Consider the following 21,817-nt stretch of genomic DNA (forward strand, 5'->3'; position numbering starts at 1 on the left):
TTTGCGGCGTCAGGCCGGCACTACGACCGGCTCGGCCGTGCGCTCCGAGCGGTAGCACATCGACGAGAACGGGCCGTGTCGCATCGCCTCCCCCGCCGGATTGAGAAGCGTCAGCACGTCGTTGGCGAAATCACGGGCGTTTACCTGGGCCTTCTCCAGATTGCTGACCCGTCTCGTGTCGAGCGAATAGAGCGTGTCGCCCTCTTCGAAAAGCTCACGGAACGCCGTGCGCTCGACCAGTGGCGTATCGACCAGCCGGATGCGGCTTTCGGCCAGCAGCAGCTTGACCCTGCGCATGGCGCGCGTTGTCACGATCGGGTTGACCCGGGTCAGCAGCACCGCGTGGTTGATGTTGGCGCGCGCATTGTTCTCTAAATAGCGGATCAGTTCGAGCACATGGGTGGCGCCGCGCGCGTCCATGACACAGCCCTGCACCGGGATCAGCGTCAGATCCGAGAGGCCGATCGCGAGCGCCACCAGCACGTCCGCAGCGCCGGAGAGATCGATGACCACATGCTCGACACGGCCGCGCAGGCGCCGCAGATGATCGCTGAGCGTTGTCGTGGTCACGCCTGAGACGATGGAGAGATTGCTGTCGTTGCGGCCGTGGCGGAACCAGTCGGTCATGCAGGCGAGCTGATCACAATCGAGAACCGCGACCCGGTCACCGCGCCGTGCGAATTCGCAGGCAAGCAGCAGCGCTGCCGTCGTCTTGCCCGCTCCCCCCTTCGCATTCGCGAGGGAAATTATCGCCATCGGTCGACCCTACTCAACGCAGGCCCCCAGATCCGGGGCCATACATACGCACGCTCTAATGGAAGCGTTTCAGATCGCGGTAAACGAAGCGTAAAGGAAACGCTTGGCGGACCTAAAACGTGACAGTTGCGTGACAATTAGGTGACAAATCGACTGCAATGGCAAGTAGTATTTTCAGCCACTCTAAGCCAAGGGGAATTGGCGCCTCACACAAAGCGAGGCGCCAGCATGCCCTGTCAGATGCACTCGCGGAAGAGTTTCTTTGCGGCATCGAGCGTCAGTTCGACCGGGTTGCCACCGGCCGTCGGGTCGACGATCGCCATTTCCGACATTTCGTCGATCCGGTCGGTGCCGACGCCGAGGGCTGCGAGCTTGTCCGGAACCCCGAGTTCCTCGCGCAGCTTCAGCACATAGTCGTAGAAGCCGTCGAAGCCGCCGGAAATGCCGAGATAGGCGGCAGCGCGCACTATTTTGTCCTCGATCGCCGGGCGGTTGAAGCGCAGGACCGGCGGCATCACGACAGCGTTGGTCATGCCGTGGTGGGTATTGTAGATCGCGCCCACCGGATGCGACAGCGAGTGGATGGCGCCGAGGCCCTTCTGGAAGGCGACGGCCCCCATGGCGGCAGCACTCATCATGTTGGCGCGGGCCTCGATGTCAGTGCCGTCCTTGTAGGCGCGCGGCAGGTATTCCTTGACGAGCCGCATGCCTTCAAGCGCGATGCCCGCAGACATCGGGTGGTAGAAGGGCGAGGAATAGGCCTCCAGGCAATGGGCGAAGGCGTCCATGCCGGTGCCGGCGGTGATCACCTTGGGCATGCCAACCGTCAGTTCCGGGTCGCAGATCGTGACTGCCGGCAGGAACTTCGGGTGGAAGATCACCTTCTTCACGTGGCTCGCCGAATTGGTGATGACGCTGGCGCGGCCGACTTCAGAGCCGGTGCCGGCGGTGGTCGGCACCGCGATGATCGGTGCGATGCCTTCGACGCTCGCGCGCGTCCACCAATCGCCGATGTCCTCGAAGTCCCAGACCGGGCGACTCTGCCCGGCCATGAAGGCGACGCACTTGCCGAGATCGAGGCCCGAGCCGCCGCCGAAGGCGACGACGCCGTCATGACCACCGTCCTTGAAGGCCTTCACACCGGCTTCGAGATTGACGTCGTTCGGGTTCGGATCGACGTCCGCAAAGATCGCCCGGCCGAGACCGGCGGCGGCGAGGATGTCGAGCGCGTTCTGCGTGATCGCCATCGGTGCGAGGCCCCGATCGGTGATCAGCAGCGGCTTCTTCATGCCGACCGCCTTGCAATGGTCGGCAAGCTCCTTGATCCGGCCGGCACCGAACTTGATGGCGGTGGGATAGCTCCAGTTGGCGGTGATGGTCATGCGGTTACTTTCTTCAGATGGTAGGATTTCGGACGGGTGAGGTTCTGGAAACCAATGACCGAGAGCGAGCCGCCGCGGCCGGTTTCCTTGACGCCGGTCCAGCAAAGCGCCGGGTCGAGATAGTCGGCGCGGTTCATGAACACCGTGCCGGTCTCGATGTCGGCGCCGATGCGCGCGGCGCGCTCGGCATCCCTGGTCCAGAGCGATGCGGTGAGGCCGTACTGGCTGTCGTTCATCAGCTCGATCGCCTGGCTGTCGCTCTTCACCTTCATGATGCCGACGGCAGGGCCGAAGGTTTCCTCGCGCATGAAGGCCATGGAGTGGTCGACATTGATGAGGATCTGCGGCGCGAGATAGGCACCGCCGTCATCGGCAGGGAACAGTTTCGGATCGACCAGTGCCTTGGCGCCCTTGGAAACGGCATCGGCGATCTGCTCGCGCACGGTCGCGGCAAAGCGCTTGTTGGCCATCGGACCGAGGGTCGTTTCCGGGTCGAGCGGATTGCCGAGCTTGTAGTTCGAAACCCAGGCGACGGACTTCTCGACGAAGGCGTCATAGAGAGACTCGTGCACGTAGATGCGCTCGATGCCGCAGCAGCACTGGCCGGAATTGTAGGTGGCGCCGTCCATCAGCGTGTCGACCGCCGCGTCGAGGTCGGCGTCCTCCATGACGTAGCCCGGATCCTTGCCGCCGAGTTCGAGGCCGAGACCGGTGAAGGTGCCGGCGGCAGCCCGTTCGATCGAGCGTCCGCCTTCGACCGAGCCGGTGAAGTTGACGAAGTCGAAGCTCTTGGCGGCAATCAGCGCTGCCGTCGTCTCATGGTCGAGGAAGATGTTCTGGAAGACGTCGGCGGGAACACCGGCTTCGACGAAGGCGCGCACCATGCGCTCGCCGACGAGGATCGTCTGGCTCGCATGCTTGATGATGACGGTGTTACCGGCCATCAGCGCCGGCGCGACCGTGTTGATCGCGGTCATGTAGGGGTAGTTCCACGGCGCCACGACGAAGACGACGCCATGCGGCTCGCGGGCGATGCGGCGCTCGAAGCGGTCGCTTTCCTCGATCACCAGCGGCTTCAGTGCATCGGCAGCAATCGTGGCGACATAGTTCGAGCGCTCGTTGAAGCCCTTGAACTCGCCGCCGTAGCGCACCGGCCGGCCCATCTGCCAGGCAAGCTCCGGCACGACTTCGTCGACCATCTCGTTCAACCGGGCGACGCCGGCCAGCACCAGGTTGACGCGCTCGTCGAGCGGCCGGCGCGCCCAGGCCTTCTGAGCCTGACGGGCGCGGGAGACCACCTGTGTTGCCAGCTCCAGCGGCATCGCCGGGCGTTCTGCGTAGACCTCGCCGTTCACCGGCGAAATGCACTTGATCATGCTCATGATCGTTTTCCTGCTTTCATTGCGAATGGTGCGGTGGCCGCTCCCTTCCAGGAGCGGCCACCGGTTTGAAGATCAGAACCTTCCATCAGGCCCGTTCGAAGCCGCGCGCGACTTCCCAGTCGGTCACGCGACGGTCGTATTCTTCCTGTTCCCAGCGTCCGGCCCGCGCGTAGTGCTCGATGACTTCGTCACCGAAGGCAGCGCGCAGCATCTTGGATTCGCTCAGCGCCGAAGTGGCATCGCGCAGCGTGCGCGGGATTTCGCGCACGTCCTTGCCGCCATAGGCGTCGCCGACAAAGGGCGCTTCCAGTTCAAGTTTGTTCTCGATACCGGAAATGCCCGCCGCGATCAAAGCGGCAAAGGCGAGATAGGGATTGAGATCGGAGCCGCCGACGCGGCACTCGATGCGGATCGCCTTGGTGTCCTCGCCGCACAGGCGATAGCCGGCCGTACGGTTGTCCTTGCTCCAGACCGCCTTGGTCGGCGCGAAGGTGCCGGCCATGAAGCGCTTGTAGGAATTGATGTAGGGCGCCAGGAAATAGGTGATCTCGCTCGCATGGGTGAGCAACCCCGCCACATAGTGGCGCATCATCTCGGACATGCCGTATTTGCCGCCCTCGTCGAAGAAGTGCGAGGTCTTGCCGTCGAGGCTCCAGAGCGATTGATGGATATGCGAGGACGAGCCGGCCGCCGAATAGTTCCACTTGGCGAGGAAGGTGATCGCCTTGCCCCGTGACCAGGCGATTTCCTTGCAGCCGTTCTTGATGATCGCATGGCGGTCGGCCATCGTCAGCGCGTCGGCGTAGCGCACGTTGATTTCTTCCTGGCCGGCCGATGCTTCGCCCTTCGAATTCTCGACCGGGATATCGGCGCCCTGGAGACCGTTGCGGATCGCCCGCATCACATCCTCTTCCTTGGTGGTCTGGAAGATGTGGTAGTCCTCGTTGTAGCCGCTGACGAGCTGCAGGTCGCGATAGCCGGACTGACGGGCATCGTCATAGGACTGGTCGAAGAGGAAGAACTCGAGCTCGCTCGCCATATAGGCCTTGAGGCCCATCTTCTCGAGCCGGGCCACCTGCTTCTTCAGGATTGCGCGCGGCGAATGCGGCACTTCCTCGTGGGTGTGGTGGTCGAGCATGTCGCAGAGCACCAGCGCCGTGCCTTCGAGCCAGGGAATGCGGCGAAGCGTCGAAAGGTCCGGCTTCATCGTATAGTCGCCGTAGCCCTTTTCCCAGCTCGTCGCCTTGTAGCCGGGAACGGTCTCCATCTCCATGTCGGTCGCAAGCAGGTAGTTGCAGCTATGCGTTTCCTTCCAGGCGCCGTCGACGAAGAACTGCGCGTGGAAGCGCTTGCCCATCAGCCGGCCTTGCATGTCGACCTGGCAGGCGAGCACCGTATCGATGCGGCCGGCGGCGACGTCTTCCTTCAACTCATCAAACGTATAGCTCATCAACTTCCATCCCATGTTTTGTCACGCGGCCGTTCCCTTGAGGTCACGATATTTTTTGGCCGCGTGAACGTGATCAGCTCGAATTGTTTGGCGCGGGATGCGGGCCGGATACCGCGCACATTGCCTTTCGATTTCGTTCCGGCCCCAAAGAAAAGGCGGAAGTCGCGGTCGCGCTTCCGCCCTCTTGTCGTTGATCAGATCTGGCCGACGGCCTTTTCTGCGGCGGCGATCTCAGCCTGGCGGCGTGCCACTTCGTCACCGATCGGCGGGCCACGGAAGCGGCGGCTCTCGAAGCCGAACCAGACCGCGCCGGTCAGCACCAGGAAGCCCACGGTGATGTAGAGCGCCCAGTCGTTCGGCGGCTGCACGCCGAGGATGAAGATCAGCACCATGGCGATGATCGACAGGACTGCGAAGAGCTTGAACATGCTCTCGCCGAGGTTCCACGGGCCCATCTTGTCCCACTTCGAGGTTCCCCAGGCGAACAGGCCGAGCGTGATCGGAATCGCGAAGGAGAAGAACAGGAAGATGACGGTGCACGATACGACGATGGTATAGACCGGCGTTTCACCGATCGAGACCAGCGACGAGCCCCAGACGAACAGGACCGCGAGGATCGAGCCGGTCCAGATCGCGGCAACCGGCGTGCGGTAGGTCGGGCTCACCTTGGCAAGCGCCTTGGAGGCCGGCAGGCCGCCGTCACGCGAAAACGCGAAGATCATGCGCGACACCGAGGTGACCGTTGCCAGGCCGCACAGCCACTGGCTGACGAGGATGGCGAGATAGAGGACGTCTTTGACGATCGGATTGACCTGAGCTTCCATCGCCCAGAAGAACACGTTCCAGCCCTGCTTGGCGGCTTCGTCCATGTTCGGGATCATCAGCACGAACGAGCACAGCATGATGTAGCCGAAGAGTGCCGACCAGAGCACGGAGGAAACCATGCCGCGCGGCACCGAATGGGCCGCCTTGACCGTTTCTTCCGAAGTGTGCGCCGAAGCGTCGTAGCCGGTGATCGTGTAGATCGGCAGCAGCAGGCCGAGCAGGAAGACCCAGGTGCCCGAGGTCTCCGGCCAGACGTTGCCGCCGGCTTCGCCGGAATAGTTGGAGAAGGTGAAGAGGCGCGCGATGTCGTAGCTGTCGGCAGCGACGAGGCAGACGAGAGCGAGGAGAATCGACGTCGCGAAGATCAGATAGCCGGAGAAGTCCGTGAGCTTCGCGGTCAGGCCGATGCCCATGTGGTTCACGAGCGCCTGAGCGCCGGTGATGATCGCGAGGAAGATGATGCGGGTCAGCGTCGTGTCTTCAAGCCCGAAATAGGGCGTGCCGAAGGATCCCATGAAGAAGTAGTAGGTGCCGACGTTGATCGCGCCGAGAACGGTGACGAGGCCGAGCAGGTTGAACCAGGCCGTCAGCCAGCCGGTGAAGCGGTTGCCGAGGATCGAGCCCCAGTGATAGAGGCCGCCGGCGGTCGGATAGGCCGAACTGATCTGCGCCATGGCGACGGCAAAGACGAAGGAAATGAAGCAGCCGAGCGGCCAGCCGATACCGATCGCGGCGCCCCCCGCGCCGGCCGTTGCCTGGGCCAATGAGTTGATGCCGCCAGAAAGAATGCAGATGATCGAGAACGACACCGCGAAGTTCGAGAACTGGCTCATGCGCCGCTCGAGCTCCTGGGCGTAGCCCATCGAGTGCAAGACACTCATGTCCTGCTTTTTGTCCAAATCACTGTAGTCTGACATTTTTCTTCCCCTGATTTCTTCAGACCAGGCCGCCCCATTGCGGCTGGGTCCCATCAACCACCCGTCCCGGCGAGCCGGAACAGGACCGCGGCCATGCCGCTCCCCAGGGTCTTTTATTGTGCTGAAAGTGCCACTGCGCCCTTGCGGAGCAATCCTTCCAGATAATCGGCCATGACCCTTTGGCCGATTTCGTTGCGAATGAGATCGTTGCGGATCTCGATCATCACATTCGGCAGTCCGTTGTGGACGCCGTATTCGATCAGGCTATGGGTGACGCCGTCAGCCGGGCCATAGGGCTCGTTGCGGCGGATATCGAAGGCGACCTGGCCCTTCGTCGCAGCGACGAGCATATGGTCGGCCAGCCGGCTGTCCGCGTCGTGCAGGATACCGACCTCGACCGCCCGGGGCTTGCCGAAGTAGACGGGCGTGAAACTGTGCATCGTCACGACAACGGGCGGCCTGCCAACGGCCTTGCGCTCGGAAACGAAGCGCGCGACGGAATCGTGGAACGGGCGATAGATCTCGTCGACCCGCGCCTGCCGCTCGTCTTCGGTCATCGTCCGGTTTCCCGGTATCTCGTAAACTTCGCTGAGGACCGGCATGGCCGCCTCCGCCTCGGGCGGGCGATTGCAATCATAGGCGAGCCGCGAAAAGCGTTGGTAGATCAGTGCCCCATCGAGCTTGGCGGCGAGAAGCCTGGCGACGGCCAGCGCGCCCGGGTCCCAGGCGATGTGGCTTTCAAGCGCCTGCTCCGTAAGCCCGAGCGTACCCAGGCGCTCTGGAACCCGGCGCGAGGCGTGCTCGCAGACGAGCACGATATCGCCCTTCCCCGAGGCGTTTTCGATCGCAACCGGATCGCCATCTGCTTCTGTCAAAAGTCGCGTCAACACCGGCATCCCCTCTTGCCCCGTTAGACGTTCGTTAATGAAAAGAATTCTTCAGAGATTGGCAAGTGTCAATCAAAATCTGAAACGATCTCTTCAAAATTGCGATTGACTCCAATTGTGACAGCGATGTTTAATCTGTCACAAACCGGCTTTAGATCGGTTCAGGGGAGACAATTTGAGCAGCAAGGCGACATCCACAACGGTGTCGGATGTGATCAACGCCCACTTCACCGTGCTGACCCGCGCGGAGAAGCAACTGGCGGAGACACTTCTCGACAACTATCCCGTTTCGGGACTTGGCTCGATCACCACCGTCGCCGAGAACGCCGGTGTTTCGACACCGACCGTTGCGCGCATGGTACAGAAGCTCGGTTTCCGCGGTTTTCCGGATTTTCAGGCAAGGCTGCACCAGGAATTGGAAGCAACGATTTCCAATCCGATCACCAAGCACGACCGCTGGGCAGCCAACGCTCCGGGAACCCACACGCTCAACCGTTTTGCCGATGCGATCACCAGCAATCTGCGTGAAACGCTGACGCAGATCGAGCCGCAGGACTTCGACGAAGCCGCGGCCCTTATCGCCGACCGCAAGCGCAGCATCTACCTGCTCGGCGGCCGCATTACCCACGCCCTTGCCGATTATCTTTTCACGCACCTCCAGGTCATCCGGCCCGGCGTGATCGAGATCGCCTCCAATGCCAGCGCCTGGCCGCACTATGTGCTCGACATGCGCCAGGGCGACGTGCTGATTCTCTTCGACATTCGCCGCTATGAACAGGAAATGGTGACGCTCGCCAAGTCCGCCCGTGAGCGCGGCGTCGAGATCATCCTGTTCACCGATCGCTGGACGTCGCCGGTCGCCAAGTCCGCCTCCCGGGTGTTCCGTTCGCAGATCGAAGTGCCGTCGGCCTGGGACAGCTCGGTCGTGATCCTGTTCCTGATCGAAGCCCTGATCGAAGCCGTACAGAGTTCGAACTGGGAGGAGACCCGGGACCGAATGAAGACGCTCGAAGGCCTGTTCGATTCCACCCGCATCTTTCGCAAACCCGTCTAGGAGTGCTCGCCGACCTGTTCACGGAAATTCATACAGTTATGCGACAGTGAGCCGCCAGCATCGAAAAAGAAATGTTCTTCCAACGACATAGGCGGCGCGAACGGAAAAACCACTGTCACATTACTTTCATCGCACCTCTTTAACAGCTTCGCCGAAATCGACTGAAACACCACGAATTTGACTAAACCCATAAGGAGAACCCCAGTGATTTCAAAAACCCAACGCCTGCTTTCGCTCTCCACCGCCATTTTCCTGGCGACGACCGCAATTGCCGCTGCCGAGCCGAGCGCCGAGCTCATCGAAGCTGCCAAGAAGGAAGGCATGCTGACCACGGTCGCCCTGCCCCACGACTGGTGCGGTTATGGCGACGTCATCGCTTCCTTCAAGGCCAAGTATCCGGAAATCCAGGTCAACGAACTGAACCCGGACGCCGGCTCGGCTGACGAAGTCGAAGCCGTCAAGGCCAACAAGGACAACAAGGGCCCGCAGGCTCCCGACGTTGTCGACGTCGGCCTCGCCTTCGGCCCGCAGATGAAGGCCGAAGGCCTGCTGCAGCCCTACAAGGTCTCCACCTGGGACGAGATCCCGGACAGCGTCAAGGACGCCGAAGGTTACTGGTACGGCGACTATTACGGCGTGATGTCCTTCCTCGTGAACAAGGACCTCGTCCAGAACGTACCGAAGGACTGGACCGACCTCCTGAAGCCGGAATATGCCGGTCAGGTCGCTCTCGCCGGCGACCCGCGCGCCTCGAACCAGGCGATCCTCGGCGTCCTCGCCGCCGGCCTCGCCAAGGGCGCAAAGTCGGGCAAGGAAGCCGGTGAAGCCGGTCTCGGCTACTTCGCCGAACTGAACAAGAACGGCAACTTCGTTCCGGTTATCGGCAAGTCCGGCACGCTCGCCCAGGGCTCGACCCCGATCGTCGTCGCCTGGGACTACAACGCACTCGGTTGGGCAAAGACGCTGAACGGCAACCCGCCGACCGAAGTCGTCGTTCCGGCCAGCGGCGTTCTCGCCGGCGTCTACGTCCAGGGCATCTCGGCCTACGCGCCGCACCCGAACGCTGCCAAGCTTTGGATGGAGCACCTGTACTCCGACGAAGGTCAGCTGGGCTGGCTCAAGGGCTTCTGCCACCCGACCCGCTTCAACGCCATGGTCAAGGCCGGCAAGGTTCCACAGGAACTGATCGACGCCCTGCCGCCGGCAGCAGCCTATGAAAAGGCCTACTTCCCGACGCTCGAAGAAGTCGACGCCAACAAGGCCGCCGTCACCGGTGGCTGGGATGCCGTCGTCGGCGCAAACGTCCAGTAAGCCTTTCCACAGACATGTCGCCCCGGCCGGTTTTCCGACCGGGGCGCATAGGTTATTCGTAAGAAATTCAAGTCTTTGGAGCGAGATCTGGAATCTGTGTGCGGTTTCCGTCTGCATCCCGCTTCTCGCTTGCAACAATCTATAACGCCCGCGTCGATAACGCGGCTTCAGGGGCGCGAACGGAATGTCATCTGCTAAACCCGACGCCAGCCCGCCGGCGCGTCGCCTACCGCTTCACTGGCTGGGCATCCTGCCCTTTGCCGCCTTCGTGACGCTGTTCCTGCTTCTGCCAACGATGAAGATCGTGGTCGGCGCGTTTCAGACGCCCGATGGCGGCTTCACGCTCGACAACATCCGGGGCCTGTTCACGCCCTCGATCCTTGCCGCCTACTGGATCTCCATCAAGATCAGCATCGCCTCGGCGCTCCTCGGCTGCCTGATCGGCTTTGCCATGGCGTCCGCCATCGTTTTCGGCGGCTTGCCGCAAGGCATCCGCGGACCGCTCCTGACCTTTTCCGGCGTCGCTTCCAACTTCGCCGGCGTGCCGCTCGCCTTCGCGTTTCTCGCGACCCTCGGCCCGGTCGGTATCGTCACCGTTTTTCTTCGCTCGAACTTCGGCTTCGACCTGAGAATGCTCGGCTTCAACCTTCTCTCCTTCTGGGGGCTGACGGTCACCTATCTCTTCTTCCAGATCCCGCTGATGATCCTGATCATCACGCCGGCACTGGACGGCCTGAAGCGCGAATGGCGCGAGGCCGCCGAAATTCTCGGCGCCACCGGCCTGCAATACTGGCGCATGGTCGCCTTCCCGATCCTGCTGCCGTCGCTGCTCGGCACGCTGGCGCTGCTCTTCGCCAATGCCTTCGGCGCCGTGGCCACGGCCATCGCGCTCACCGGCTCGTCGCTCTCCATCGTGCCTATCCTGCTCTTTGCGCAGATCCGCGGCGACGTGCTCGGAAATCCGCATCTCGGCTACGCCCTCGCCTTCGGCATGATCGTCGTCACCGGCATCGCCAACGCGATCTACATCTGGCTTCGGTCCCGCAGCGAAAGGTGGCTGAAATGAAGAAGATCTGGGCCTGGGGAGCCCTCGTTTTCGGCCTCCTCTATTTCACCCTACCGCTCATCGGCATGACCAACTTTTCGCTGAAGATGCGCCGCGGCGAATATTCCTTCGACGCCTATGGCAAGGTCTTCAGCGACCCGCGCTTCCAGGAAACCTTCACCTATTCGGTGATGCAGGCGCTGTTCACCATCATCTTCGGCGTTCTGCTCGTCGTGCCGACCGCCTATTGGGTCCGCCTCAAGCTGCCGCGCCTGCGTCCCGTTATCGAGTTCATCACGCTTTTGCCGTTGGTCATCCCGGCCATCGTCATCGTCTTTGGCTATATCCGGCTCTACAACACCTCGAGTTGGCTGCCGCTGACGGGTTCGCTCACGGGCACCAACATCCTCCTGATGTTCGGCTACGCAACACTCGCTTTGCCCTACATGTACCGCGCCGTGGATACGGGGCTGAGGACCATCGACGTTGCCACCTTGACCGAAGCCGCTCAGAGCCTTGGCGCCGGATGGGCGACGATCCTGGCAAAGATCATCCTGCCGAACGTGCTCGTCGCGGTTCTGTCGGGCGCCTTCCTGACCTTCGCCATCGTCATCGGCGAGTTCACCATGGCAGCGCTTCTCAACCGCCCGGCCTTCGGCCCGTACATGCAGCTTCTCGGCGCCAACCGCGCCTATGAGCCGGCAGCACTCGCCGTTATCGCATTTGGCATCACCTGGGGCTGCCTCGGCCTCATCCAGCTCGTCTCGCGCTTCCAAAGAAGCGCGCCCCCCAAGGCCTGAGGACCGCACTCATGAGTTTCCTTTCACTCACCAGCATCAAGAAGTCCTTCGGCCCGGTTCAGGTCGTGCACGATTTCAACATGAACATCGAAAAGGGCGAGTTCGTCTCGTTCCTTGGACCGTCCGGCTGCGGCAAGACGACGGTTCTGCGCATGATCGCCGGCTTCGAGACGCCGACCAGCGGGCAGATCGTCATCAACGGCAAGGACCAGAATTCGCTGAAGCCAAACCAGCGCAACATCGGCATGGTGTTCCAGGCCTATGCGCTGTTCCCCAACATGAACGTGCACGACAATGTCGCCTTCGGTCTGAAGATCGCCGGCACCGAAAAGTCGCAGATCGACGCAAGGGTGAAGCAGATGCTCGGGCTGATTAAGCTCGATCATCTGGCGGACCGCTTCCCCTACCAGCTCTCCGGCGGCCAGCAGCAGCGCGTCGCCCTTGCCCGCGCCATTGCGGTCAAGCCACAGGTGCTCTTGCTCGACGAGCCGCTTTCCGCGCTCGATGCCAAGATCCGCGTGTCGCTGCGCGAAGAAATCCGGCAGATCCAGCAGCAGCTCGGCATCACCACCGTCTTCGTCACCCATGACCAGGAAGAAGCCCTGTCGATCTCCGACCGCATCGTCGTCATGAACGGCGGCCGCGCAGACCAGATCGGCACCCCCTTCGAGATCTACAACACGCCGGCGACACGCTTCGTCGCGTCCTTCGTCGGCACGCTCAGCATCATCGAGGGCAAGGTGGCGGACCCCGCCTCGGGTGCGGTGACGATCGGCAACCAGCAGGTGGCGCTGAAGGATCCGATTGCCGGCATGAAGGGCGGCGACAGCATCTCGCTGGCGCTGCGTCCCGAAGCGGGCTCGATCGCCGAAGGTGCCAAGGGCGATACGTCGCTTGCCGGCGAAGTCGTCTCGACGAGCTTCCTCGGCTCGGTCATCCGCACGCGCCTTCGCGTTGGCGGTGATGTCATCTCCTTCGACATGTTCAACAATCCGGGCGTCGCCCCGCCGGTTTCCGGCGACAACGTCACGCTGCGCTTCGCCGCCAAGGACCTGCTCGTCATCCGCGAGTAAGCCTATTGAAGCCATCGGAACGATTTCTTCCGATGGCTGCAAACCCTGGAAAATTCTGTCGTGATTTCCGGCATTTTCGTCGCACCGTGCGTTTGACCGCGCACGGTGGCGCTATATAGTCGCGTTGTTCTCAGGGCGGGGTGAAATTCCCCACCGGCGGTAGCGGTCGAAAGGCCGAAGCCCGCGAGCGCCTCAGGGTTTCACCCTGGGGGTCAGCAGATCCGGTCAAATTCCGGAGCCGACGGTCACAGTCCGGATGGAAGAGAGCAAGCAGAAACGTGGGACCCCGCGACGGGGCCTTGCGCGCATGCATGTTCGCCCGACGGGATCATTGGAAAACGCCAAACCCTGAAAGGCTTGAGACCATGACCATTCTTTCCCACCCCACCGCCAAGATCGCGATCGTCCGTGCCCGCTGGCACGCCGATATCGTCGACCGCTGCGTCGATGCCTTCGTCGCGCAATGGACGAAGCTCGGCGGCTCGGCGGCGGATGTCAAGATCTTCGACGTTCCCGGTGCACTCGAAATCCCGCTCCATGCGCAGACGCTGGCGAGGACCGGCCGCTATGCCGCGATCCTCGGGACTGCCTTTGTCGTCGACGGCGGCATCTACCGCCACGACTTCGTCGCCGGCACCGTGCTCGACGGCATGATGCGGGTGCAGCTCGACACCGATGTGCCGGTGCTTTCGGCGGTGCTGACCCCGCACAATTTCCAGGAAAGCGAGCCGCTGATCGCCTTCTTCCGCGAGCACTTCGTTACCAAGGGCACGGAAGCCGCCAACGCCTGCGCCCAGATCCTCGACGCCCGCGCCAAGCTGGCGCTGGTCAACGCCTGACCTCCTGCTGGTCGCAACTGCGACGATGCGGTTGCGATGGCCCCTCATCCTGCTGCCGCCACCTTCTTCCCGCTCGCGGGGAGAAGGACACACGTGGCACCCTGCTGCCTAACCGCACCGGTGCTAGCAAGCACGGCGTTTATCCGACATCTTCCAGAGGTTCCCGGTTTACCAGGGTTCTCGTCCCTCTCCCCGCCTGCGGAGAGAGGGTCAGAGTGAGGGGCACCCCTCCGCAGCGCGAGCCGCCGCCTTTGAATCAACCTCTGAAGCCCCTGAATCACATCACCGGAAACAGCGGATAACCCGCTGTTTCGACTCGCAAAATCAAGGCACCGCATCACCCTTGTGCAGGCTGCGCTCCAGTGCCGCCATGCGATGGCGATGCCCCGCCACTTCGTAACCGACGATGGTAACGACGGGCGCGAGCATCAGGATGATCAGGCACTTGGCCATGTCGAGCCCGGCGATCGCGGCGACCACGGACGCGGCCAGCACCAGCGCGGTACCGGCGAGCAGCCAGAGATGCAGGCGGTCCGCCTGCTGCATGAGATAGGCGTACATCGCGTAGAGCAGCCCGATATAGCAGGCGACGGGCACCGCAACCGTCAGCACCGTTGCGACCGAACCGATATGCGCCTTGTGCTCGATGTAGTAGGCCGCCACATGCAGGCCGGCGCCTGTCGCGACGATCGAGGCGAAGATCGGCATGTGGCCGTAGCCCCAGACAAAGGCCCGCTTGAGGCGGTAGTGGTGCAGGATTTCGGCACTCGGCAGCAGGAAATAGATCCACCACATGCCGAAGGTAAGCCCCGTACCCGCCAGGCAGACGAGCGCGACATTGAGATCCCAGCCCTGCCCCTCGACCACGGCCGAGATCGAGGCGACCGTGCCGACAACCCCTTCCCCGAGCGCGATGATGGCAAGAAGCCCGTAGCGCTCGGCGATGTGATGCGCATGCCAGGGCGTGCCACCGTCCCGCGTCTCGGCGAAATAGGGGCCAAGCATCTCGATCGCCGTGAGCCCGACGACCATGGCGAAGGTCACCAGCAGTGAGAAGTCGACGAAGATCAGCACGATCCAGCCGATCTGGGCGACGCTGATCGCCTTCACATAGGTGAGGCAGGCATTCCGCCGCGCCGGGTCCTGGCGGCTCGCGCGCAGCCACTGGAAGAGCATCGCGACGCGCATGACGACGTAGCCGAGCACCATGATGCCGTTGTCGAGGTGCTCGCCCTTGTCGATCGACTCGAACATCGGCGGCAGGCCGATCGCCAGGATCAGCACGCCGACCATCTGCACCATAGTGACGCTGCGGAAAATCCAGTCGTCCGTGTCATAGGCGGAGGCAAACCAGCTGAAATTGATCCAGGCCCAGCAGATGGAAAAGGTCGCGAGCGCAAAGCCGAAGAGACCGGCAAAGGTGTGCCCCTCGGCGAGAAAATGGGCAAGCTGCGAAGCGGCCAGGCTGAAGGCGATGACGAAGGTCAGGTCGAACAAGAGTTCGAGCGTCGTCGCCGTCCGGTGATGTTCATGCGTGTCGCGGCCGCTCATGCGCGCCACATGATGGTGTGCACTTTGATGCGGCTCGGTCGAGGTTGCTTCATTCATGCGGCAACGTCCTTCAATTGACGATCCGCAAGGATATTCAAATATTTGCAGAAGCCTCGTCAAGGCGAAGCGATAGACCGGACACGAAAACGCCCGGCATCTCTGCCGGGCGTGTCGTCACGATGCCTGAGGGAGGATCAACGGGCATCGAGAGATCGGTTTAGGCCTTGATATCGGAAGTGGGACTCGGACGGAAAACCGCCCGCACCTTTCCTCATCCGGCTCTGGCGGCATCCAGGCGATTGATCGCCTCGACATTGCCGGCCGACGAGCCGTTGGGGTCGAACTCGGATGCGAGCCAGGTATCGACGATCGACTTTGCCAGCTCCGGCCCGATGACGCGCGCGCCCATGGTGATGATCTGGGCATTGTTCGACTTCGCCGCACGCTCGGCCGAATAGGTGTCGTGCGTCAGCGCTGCGCGGATGCCCGGCACCTTGTTGGCGGAGATGCAGACGCCGATGCCGGTGCCGCAGAACAGGATGCCACGGTCATGCTTGCCCTCGACGACCTGCTGCGCCAGGTTCTGCGCGAGGTCCGCATAGAAGCCGGACTGGCTGAGATCCACGACTTCCACGTCGTTGCGGCCGCCGAGATGGGCGGCGATGACGTCCAGCAGGGGCTTGCCGGCGCTGTCGGCTCCGATTGCAATCTTCATGATTGTTCCTTTCGTTCTTCTTGAGCTGCAACGGCCGAGGGCTCAGATCGCCTTGGCGACACGCTGCAGAATGTCGAGATAGCCAGTGACGTCCCAGGCGGAGCGGCCGATGAAAAGACCGTCGATATGCGCCTGGGTGATCAGTTCTTCGCAATTGCCGGGATTGACGCTGCCGCCGTAGAGCACCGGCACGCGCCTGCCGAGCACGGCCTCCGCCACCTCGGCGATGCGCTTGTGGCGCTTGTCGGCATAATCAGCCGTCGCCGGAATGCCGTTGACGCCGATCGCCCAGACCGGCTCGTAGGCAAGCAGGATCGTCGCCTTTTTCGCCTCGCCCTCGAGAAGTGCCAGCGCGCCCTCGACCTGGCGCTTCAACACAGCATCTGCCTCGCCCGCTTCGCGCTCGGAAAGCGTCTCGCCGATGCAGATCAGCGGCACCAGGCCATGGCGCGCGGCGGCTGCCGTCTTCAGGCCGACGGTGCGATCGGTCTCACCGAAATGTTCGCGCCGCTCGCTGTGGCCGAGCTCGACCACGTCGAGGTTGCAATCCGCAAGCATCAGCGGCGACACCTCCCCGGTCCAGGCGCCGGCATCGTCCCAATGCATGTTCTGCGCGCCGACCTTGACGCTGGTGCCGGAAAGTCGCGCCTTGACCTCGCGCACAGCCGTGAACGGCGGGATGACGAAGCGCTGGATGCGCGCGTCACGCGTCGCGTCGGCAGCCGCCAAACCGTCGGCGAAGGCCATCGCCTCGGCGAGCGTCTTGTTCATCTTCCAGCTGGTGCCGACCCAGAGGCCTGACTTGCTCATGCTTTCTCCTTGCGATTGTCGACCCTGACCAGCCGGATGCCTGCCTCTTCGAGCGGTGCGGCATGCTCGGCCGCAACTTCGGCGCCGGTCAGCACCGCGTCGAAGGCATCGAGCCCGGTCAGGAAATGGAGCGCCGAGCGCCCGAATTTGTCGTGATCCACCAGCAGGTATTTGCGCTTGGCAGCCTTCACCATCAGGCGCTTGGCCTGCACGACCTCCTGGTCCTGGTGAAAGGCCGTGGTGCCCTCGATGGCAGAACTGGAAAGAAAGGCGATATCGACACGCAGCGACCGCAGCGCTTCGTCGGTGACGATGCCGAAGAAGCCGTTGAACTTCTTGCTGTACTGGCCGCCGAGCGCGATCACGTTGATGCCTGGCGCACCCGAAAGGCTGGTGATCACGCCGAGATTGTTGGTGATGACCGTCAGCGGGCGAATGTCGCGGATGCAGTCGGCGATAGCGCCGGTCGTCGAGCTGTCGTCGATCAGGATGCTCTGCCCCGGCTCGATTAGGCTCGCCGCATGCTCGGCGATCCGTCGCTTTTCGGAGATCGCTATCTTCTCGCGATAGCGGAAGTCGCTCTCGAATTGCGGGCTCGACTGGATCGAGGCGCCGCCATGCACCTTGCGCAGCAGGCCCGCCTGTTCGAGGTCGTCGAGATCGCGATGCACCGTCATCTTGCTGACACCGAAGCGCAGCGACAGATCTTCGACGGACGCCGTTCCGGCCTCCATCAGCACATCCATGATCGCCTGTCGCCTGTCTTCCGGCTTCATCGTCTCGGCCCCGATTTCACGCGACCTCAGCCACGTTCACAGTGAGAAGATAACACCTATTTGTGATATTTCAATTTACCAAACGTGATTTTGTTATCTTTCAATGTGATTTTTCTGTGCGATTGAAGCCCGTGTCGATGTGGGGCTCCCAGAATTCGACCGACTCCCGGATCATCTCGACGACGTTATGGTCCGTCGGCTCGCGCTCGCGGAAGGAAAGCTCCAGGCAGATCTCGTTGTCGGTACCGCCACCGGCCTTGACCGCGCCGATGAGCTTCTCCGGCGTGATGCGGCCGTCCCGGTTGTAGGCGGCGGTAAACGGCCAGTGGCCGCCCTTGTTCATCGACGACTGCTTGATGTGGATGATCGGCGAGCGCTGCGGAAACGCACCGGCCCAGGCATAGGGATCTATGTCGTCGGGGTTATCGGAGGTGACGTCGCCATGGTCGATATCGACCATCATCTTCATCGGGATCGGCAAGCGGGCTTCGGCGAGCCGTCGGTCAAGCGCCCGGCATTCCTCGATCGTGTGGCCGAACTCGCGGCCGACCGACATCGGCTCCCAGAAGACATAGGAGAGCCCCGCCGCCTTGCCATGCTCGGCAACCTCGCGCCAGCAGTCGATGGCGATCCGCATCATCTCCGCGCGCCGCGCCGGGTCGTCGTAATCGCGAAGCGTGAAGATCGCGAATTGCGTGCCCATGCCGGAGGCGCCGAGCTCGGCGGAAATGTCGGCAAAGGTCTTGAACCAGTCGACATAGTAGCGCCGCACATCCGCGTCCGGATGGCCGAAATGGTTGAGCCGGCCATAGGGGCCGGTCATGCCCGAGGTGATCTTCACGCCGGTGCGGTCGACTGCCCGACGAAACTGCCTGAGGGTCTTGACGATCGTTGCGGCCGGCCAGCCAGGATTGACGAACTCGTGGGTGAGCTGCACGTAGCCGATGCGGATCTTCTCGGCGATCGTGTCGATCAGGTCATCCGGATCGGCGAAGCGGTTGACCAGTGGATTGGTGTTGAGCGACAGCGTGAAGCCCACGGCTTTACTCCCGGCTACCAGATGAATTTCGGAAGGATGAAATCGGGACTGGCACCGTGCTCGGCAAAGAGCTTGCGACGCTCCTCACCCGAGGCGCGCTCCAGGATCCCCGTCGTCACCAGCACCGAGTGAAGCCCTGCATTCGCAGCGCCGGCAATGTCGTGCTCGATGCTGTCGCCGATCGCGCAGACCCGCGGCGGATCCGGCTGCCCGAGAAATTCGAGCGCTGACGCATAGATGTCGGCAAAGGGCTTGCCGATCCAGCGAACGGTGCCCCCGAGCTCCTCGTAAAGCTCGGCGATGCGGCCGGCGCCGAAGGCGGTACCTTCCTTCGTCAGCATCACCTTGTCGGGATTGGTGCAGAGGCAGGGGACGCCGCGCGCGGCCGCAGGCGCAAGCAACGCTTCATAGTGCGAAAGTGGGTAGACATCGCCCTCGCTCGCGGCGAGCAGCACGAAGTCGGCATCGGCACCGCCAGTGGTGCGCTCGAGATCGAGCCCGGTCAGCGGCGAGAGGTCGCCGTCGCGACTGATCAGCAGGCACTTGCGACGTCCCCGGGCAGCGCCCTCACCTTCGCGCCTCAGGATCTGCCAGGCGACCTCGCCCGAGGTCAGGAACCAGTCCCAGCTACCCGAGACGAAGCCGAGATCGGCGAGGCGGCGATCGTTTTCCGCCGAGCGTTTTCCCGAATTGGAGAGGATGATGATGCGTTTGCCCGCATCCTTCAGCCGAACCAGCGTTTCGGCCGCGCCCGGATAGGGCCCGCGGCCATCGCGCAGCACGCCGAACTGATCGATCAGGAAGGCGTCGTAGCGATCGGCAATCTCGCCAAGTCCCGCGATCGCAGTCGTTTGAGCAAACGTCACAACACACCAGCCTTTCTGGCGCCGGAAAGAGCAAGCCGCGCCGTGCCGGCGGCCGCTTCCTCCGAGAGAACCGGCAGGAACGGCACGCCAAGCCTGCGCGCCCGGATAGCGGTCCAGGCCGCATTCCTCGCGCCGCCGCCGACGCTGCGAAGCGACCGGAGCGCCGGCCCGCCAAGCGACGTCAGCCGCTGATAGGCAAGGCTCTCGACGCCGGCGATGCCCTCGAAGATCGCCTTGAGGAAGGTCGCATCATCGGCCGGCCTCGGGCTCATGCGCGGTTGGAAGTCCGGATCGGCGATGGGGAAACGCTCGCCGGGCTTCACCAGCGGATAATAGTCGAGCCCGCTATCGATGGCCGGGTCGATCCCGGCCGAAAGGGCGACAATCCGTTCCGGTGAGAAATGCTCGGCGAGCACCACGCCTCCGGAGTTGGACGCACCTCCCGCAAGCCACATCTCGCCGACGCGGTGGCTGTAGAGCCCGTATTCCGGCGCAAACAGCGGACGGTCGGACAGCATCTTCACCGTCAGGGTCGTGCCGAGCGCGCTGACGCCGTCGCCCGGCTGATCGGCACCCGTCGCGAGAAACGAGGCGCACCCGTCCGTCGTGCCGGCAACGATCACCACATCGCTCGAAAGCCCGAAGGCATCGGCCGCCGCCGGCGCGATCGTCGCGATCGGCGCGCCGGCCGGCAGCACGTCGGGCAACAACTCGACGCGGGCGCCGGTCTTTTCCATCCAGTCGGGCCAACGGCGCTCCAGCGGATCGTAACCGGTCTTCAGTGCATTGTTTTCGTCGGAGACGTCATAAAGTCCGGTGAAATGACCGGCGAGCCAGTCCGCCTGATGGATCACTCGGAAGACTTCCGACACACTCTGAAAAGCGAGAAACTTGGCGAGACCAGATGTCGCGCCATGGGCAGCGCTTTCACGCGACGCATGGGCGGTAACCGCATCGAGAAGTGCGCGATCGGCAACCGGATCGTTGTACATCATCGGCGTCGCCAGCGGCGCACCGCTTTGATCCACGGGCAGCATCGTGCCCGATGTGCCGTCGACTGCGAGCGCTGCAACCTTCCGCCTGTCGACACCCCCAAGCGCTTCCTCAAGCGCGGTCTGCACAGACTTCCACCAGCCGATGGGATCGCGGTGGTCCCCGGAGAAAGAAGAGAGCTTCGCCGCACCGGACGCAAGGACCGCGCCATCCGGCGCCATGACGACCGCACGGGCGCCCGAGGTGCCGAGGTCGATGCCGACGACGAGCTTGTCCGGTTGGCTGCTCATTGCAGCACCTGCCCGGCGCGATTGAGCTGCTGGCGGTATTTCTCCGCATCCCAACCGAGAAGCTCGGCGTTCTCTGCCTCCGTCAGGTAGCGCAACCGTGCGTCCGCCGGGATGCGTGCCGTCACGTCGGCAAGGCAGCGCGCCATGGCGAAGGCGCCGGCAGAAATCTCCTTCTGCACCAGCACGCCCTTGCCGGGGAAAAGCAGCAGTGGCTGCAGGCTCTCGCCGCCCACACGCCGCTTCGCCTCGATCGAAAGCGCGGTTTCGCCGGGCGCGGCGACCACAACGCCCTTGCCGAGGAAGATCACATGATCCGGGTAAAGGCTGCCGCCGGCGGCGAGCCGGCAACTGTCGAGATCAGCCGCGACCGCATGCAGGCCGGCATCCTCCGGCAAGCGATAGTCGCTGTCGACAGCCAGCCGCGAAAGGGCCGCAAGGTCGGCCGCCGGCGCGTGGCGCTTCTGCCCGGTCAGTCGACGCGTGATGTCCGTCAGCAGCATCGCCGCATCCGCCACGGTTTCGGCAGCGACGACGAGGCCGTGATTGCCAAGCACCAGCACCGTGGTGTCGTCCTGCAGGCGCTCGGCGATCGCCCTGGCCAGCGGCAGGCCCGGCCGGGCATAGGGCACGAACACGTGCGGGACACCGGCAAGCCGCTCCGCGGCGATCGCAGCACCATTGATCTGCACCGCCGTCGCGATCGTCTCGACGCAGTGCACATGCACCACCACCTTCTGCGGCATCAGCGCGTGCACAGTGGTTTCGATCGACGGGCGCAGACCGGAGGGGTTGCGCTCGGTTATCACGAAATCCTGCGCCCTCTCGGTCGCCGGATCGTTCGCCTCCAGCGCATCGAGCAAGGGCTCGAGCGCCACCGGCACCATGACGTCGCGTTGGCGGGCCTGCGCCAGCCAGAGGCCCGAGGCCTTGATCCAGAGCGTGCCGCCCTCCTTGATCGAGGTGTTGCCGCCCGCCCCCTGCACCAGCAGCGGATCGGACCCGGCGCGGGCCGAAAGATCGAGAAGCGCTTCGAATTCCAGACTTTGCATCCCGGCC

20 protein-coding genes and 1 riboswitch are annotated in these 21,817 nt (G+C 63.2%); of the genes, 6 read left to right on the forward strand and 14 right to left on the reverse strand.

What is annotated here, in order from left to right; genetic code table 11:
- Positions 1-9 precede the first annotated feature (9 nt).
- The 6 genes from LAC81_RS12065 to LAC81_RS12090 form a co-directional block, all read right to left on the reverse strand.
- Positions 10-756: a ParA family protein gene (locus tag LAC81_RS12065; protein ID WP_223724981.1), complete on the reverse strand. Its 747-nt coding sequence runs from the start codon at positions 754-756 to the stop codon at positions 10-12.
- Positions 757-992: 236 nt separating this feature from the next.
- Entirely contained in the window at positions 993-2,138 is a 1,146-nt protein-coding gene (locus LAC81_RS12070) for an iron-containing alcohol dehydrogenase (RefSeq protein ID WP_223724982.1), read from the reverse strand.
- Entirely contained in the window at positions 2,135-3,520 is a 1,386-nt protein-coding gene (locus tag LAC81_RS12075; RefSeq protein ID WP_223724983.1) for an aldehyde dehydrogenase family protein, read from the reverse strand. Before LAC81_RS12075 ends, LAC81_RS12070 begins: the two co-directional genes overlap by 4 nt.
- Positions 3,521-3,605: 85 nt before the next feature.
- The gene (locus LAC81_RS12080; RefSeq protein WP_223724984.1) at positions 3,606-4,970 is read right to left on the reverse strand and encodes a glutamine synthetase family protein; all 1,365 of its coding nucleotides are present in this window, start codon (positions 4,968-4,970) and stop codon (positions 3,606-3,608) included.
- A gap of 194 nt (positions 4,971-5,164) precedes the next feature.
- Positions 5,165-6,712: an amino acid permease gene (locus LAC81_RS12085; protein WP_223724985.1), complete on the reverse strand. Its 1,548-nt coding sequence runs from the start codon at positions 6,710-6,712 to the stop codon at positions 5,165-5,167.
- A gap of 113 nt (positions 6,713-6,825) precedes the next feature.
- Positions 6,826-7,599 (reverse strand): N-formylglutamate amidohydrolase, encoded by a 774-nt coding sequence (locus LAC81_RS12090; protein WP_223724986.1) that lies wholly within the window; start codon positions 7,597-7,599, stop codon positions 6,826-6,828.
- A gap of 175 nt (positions 7,600-7,774) precedes the next feature.
- Here LAC81_RS12090 and LAC81_RS12095 point away from each other — a divergent pair, with 175 nt between their 5' ends.
- From LAC81_RS12095 to LAC81_RS12120, 6 genes are all read left to right on the forward strand, one after another.
- Complete coding sequence (locus LAC81_RS12095; protein ID WP_113540347.1) at positions 7,775-8,653, forward strand: MurR/RpiR family transcriptional regulator; 879 nt, start codon at positions 7,775-7,777, stop codon at positions 8,651-8,653.
- Between the two features lie 204 nt (positions 8,654-8,857).
- Entirely contained in the window at positions 8,858-9,964 is a 1,107-nt protein-coding gene (locus LAC81_RS12100; RefSeq protein WP_113540349.1) for an ABC transporter substrate-binding protein, read from the forward strand.
- Between the two features lie 184 nt (positions 9,965-10,148).
- Positions 10,149-11,030, forward strand: coding sequence for an ABC transporter permease (locus tag LAC81_RS12105; protein WP_223724987.1), 882 nt, complete (start codon positions 10,149-10,151; stop codon positions 11,028-11,030).
- Positions 11,027-11,809, forward strand: coding sequence for an ABC transporter permease (locus LAC81_RS12110; protein ID WP_113540351.1), 783 nt, complete (start codon positions 11,027-11,029; stop codon positions 11,807-11,809). Before LAC81_RS12105 ends, LAC81_RS12110 begins: the two co-directional genes overlap by 4 nt.
- 11 nt (positions 11,810-11,820) lie before the next feature.
- Positions 11,821-12,882: an ABC transporter ATP-binding protein gene (locus LAC81_RS12115; RefSeq protein ID WP_223724988.1), complete on the forward strand. Its 1,062-nt coding sequence runs from the start codon at positions 11,821-11,823 to the stop codon at positions 12,880-12,882.
- A 122-nt stretch (positions 12,883-13,004) separates the two neighbouring features.
- Positions 13,005-13,154: riboswitch (FMN riboswitch) on the forward strand.
- A 93-nt stretch (positions 13,155-13,247) separates the two neighbouring features.
- Positions 13,248-13,721 carry a 6,7-dimethyl-8-ribityllumazine synthase gene (locus LAC81_RS12120; RefSeq protein WP_223724989.1) on the forward strand — a complete coding sequence of 158 codons (474 nt, stop codon included), beginning with the start codon at positions 13,248-13,250 and terminating at the stop codon, positions 13,719-13,721.
- 324 nt (positions 13,722-14,045) lie between these two features.
- Here the strand turns inward: LAC81_RS12120 and LAC81_RS12125 are convergent, their stop codons facing one another.
- From LAC81_RS12125 to LAC81_RS12160, 8 genes are all read right to left on the reverse strand, one after another.
- A complete protein-coding gene (locus LAC81_RS12125; RefSeq protein ID WP_223724990.1) occupies positions 14,046-15,329 on the reverse strand; it encodes a low temperature requirement protein A in 1,284 nt (427 codons plus the stop codon).
- Between the two features lie 214 nt (positions 15,330-15,543).
- Positions 15,544-15,987 (reverse strand): RpiB/LacA/LacB family sugar-phosphate isomerase, encoded by a 444-nt coding sequence (locus LAC81_RS12130; protein WP_223724991.1) that lies wholly within the window; start codon positions 15,985-15,987, stop codon positions 15,544-15,546.
- 42 nt (positions 15,988-16,029) lie between these two features.
- Positions 16,030-16,797, reverse strand: coding sequence for a triose-phosphate isomerase (locus tag LAC81_RS12135; protein ID WP_223724992.1), 768 nt, complete (start codon positions 16,795-16,797; stop codon positions 16,030-16,032).
- Positions 16,794-17,573 carry a DeoR/GlpR family DNA-binding transcription regulator gene (locus LAC81_RS12140; protein WP_113540357.1) on the reverse strand — a complete coding sequence of 260 codons (780 nt, stop codon included), beginning with the start codon at positions 17,571-17,573 and terminating at the stop codon, positions 16,794-16,796. Before LAC81_RS12140 ends, LAC81_RS12135 begins: the two co-directional genes overlap by 4 nt.
- 100 nt (positions 17,574-17,673) lie before the next feature.
- A complete protein-coding gene (locus tag LAC81_RS12145; protein ID WP_223724993.1) occupies positions 17,674-18,612 on the reverse strand; it encodes a sugar phosphate isomerase/epimerase family protein in 939 nt (312 codons plus the stop codon).
- A 14-nt stretch (positions 18,613-18,626) separates the two neighbouring features.
- On the reverse strand, positions 18,627-19,478 hold the full coding sequence (locus LAC81_RS12150) for a TIGR01459 family HAD-type hydrolase (RefSeq protein WP_223724994.1): 852 nt from the start codon (positions 19,476-19,478) through the stop codon (positions 18,627-18,629).
- Positions 19,475-20,761, reverse strand: a complete 1,287-nt coding sequence (locus LAC81_RS12155; protein WP_223724995.1) for an FGGY-family carbohydrate kinase — start codon at positions 20,759-20,761, stop codon at positions 19,475-19,477. Before LAC81_RS12155 ends, LAC81_RS12150 begins: the two co-directional genes overlap by 4 nt.
- Positions 20,758-21,810: a class II aldolase/adducin family protein gene (locus LAC81_RS12160; RefSeq protein ID WP_223724996.1), complete on the reverse strand. Its 1,053-nt coding sequence runs from the start codon at positions 21,808-21,810 to the stop codon at positions 20,758-20,760. Before LAC81_RS12160 ends, LAC81_RS12155 begins: the two co-directional genes overlap by 4 nt.
- Positions 21,811-21,817: the final 7 nt, after the last annotated feature.

The sequence above is a fragment of the Ensifer adhaerens genome, from assembly GCF_020035535.1.
Taxonomy (GTDB): domain Bacteria; phylum Pseudomonadota; class Alphaproteobacteria; order Rhizobiales; family Rhizobiaceae; genus Ensifer.

Bases quoted from the DNA above. Each gene is read 5' to 3' on its own strand.
- LAC81_RS12065 (WP_223724981.1), bottom strand. From the start codon at position 756: ATGGCGATAATTTCCCTCGCGAATGCGAAGGGGGGAGCGGGCAAGACG.
- LAC81_RS12070 (WP_223724982.1), bottom strand. From the start codon at position 2,138: ATGACCATCACCGCCAACTGGAGCTATCCCACCGCCATCAAGTTCGGT.
- LAC81_RS12075 (WP_223724983.1), bottom strand. From the start codon at position 3,520: ATGAGCATGATCAAGTGCATTTCGCCGGTGAACGGCGAGGTCTACGCA.
- LAC81_RS12080 (WP_223724984.1), bottom strand. From the start codon at position 4,970: ATGAGCTATACGTTTGATGAGTTGAAGGAAGACGTCGCCGCCGGCCGC.
- LAC81_RS12085 (WP_223724985.1), bottom strand. From the start codon at position 6,712: ATGTCAGACTACAGTGATTTGGACAAAAAGCAGGACATGAGTGTCTTG.
- LAC81_RS12105 (WP_223724987.1), top strand. From the start codon at position 10,149: ATGTCATCTGCTAAACCCGACGCCAGCCCGCCGGCGCGTCGCCTACCG.
- LAC81_RS12110 (WP_113540351.1), top strand. From the start codon at position 11,027: ATGAAGAAGATCTGGGCCTGGGGAGCCCTCGTTTTCGGCCTCCTCTAT.
- LAC81_RS12115 (WP_223724988.1), top strand. From the start codon at position 11,821: ATGAGTTTCCTTTCACTCACCAGCATCAAGAAGTCCTTCGGCCCGGTT.
- LAC81_RS12120 (WP_223724989.1), top strand. From the start codon at position 13,248: ATGACCATTCTTTCCCACCCCACCGCCAAGATCGCGATCGTCCGTGCC.
- LAC81_RS12125 (WP_223724990.1), bottom strand. From the start codon at position 15,329: ATGAATGAAGCAACCTCGACCGAGCCGCATCAAAGTGCACACCATCAT.
- LAC81_RS12130 (WP_223724991.1), bottom strand. From the start codon at position 15,987: ATGAAGATTGCAATCGGAGCCGACAGCGCCGGCAAGCCCCTGCTGGAC.
- LAC81_RS12135 (WP_223724992.1), bottom strand. From the start codon at position 16,797: ATGAGCAAGTCAGGCCTCTGGGTCGGCACCAGCTGGAAGATGAACAAG.
- LAC81_RS12140 (WP_113540357.1), bottom strand. From the start codon at position 17,573: ATGAAGCCGGAAGACAGGCGACAGGCGATCATGGATGTGCTGATGGAG.
- LAC81_RS12155 (WP_223724995.1), bottom strand. From the start codon at position 20,761: ATGAGCAGCCAACCGGACAAGCTCGTCGTCGGCATCGACCTCGGCACC.
- LAC81_RS12160 (WP_223724996.1), bottom strand. From the start codon at position 21,810: ATGCAAAGTCTGGAATTCGAAGCGCTTCTCGATCTTTCGGCCCGCGCC.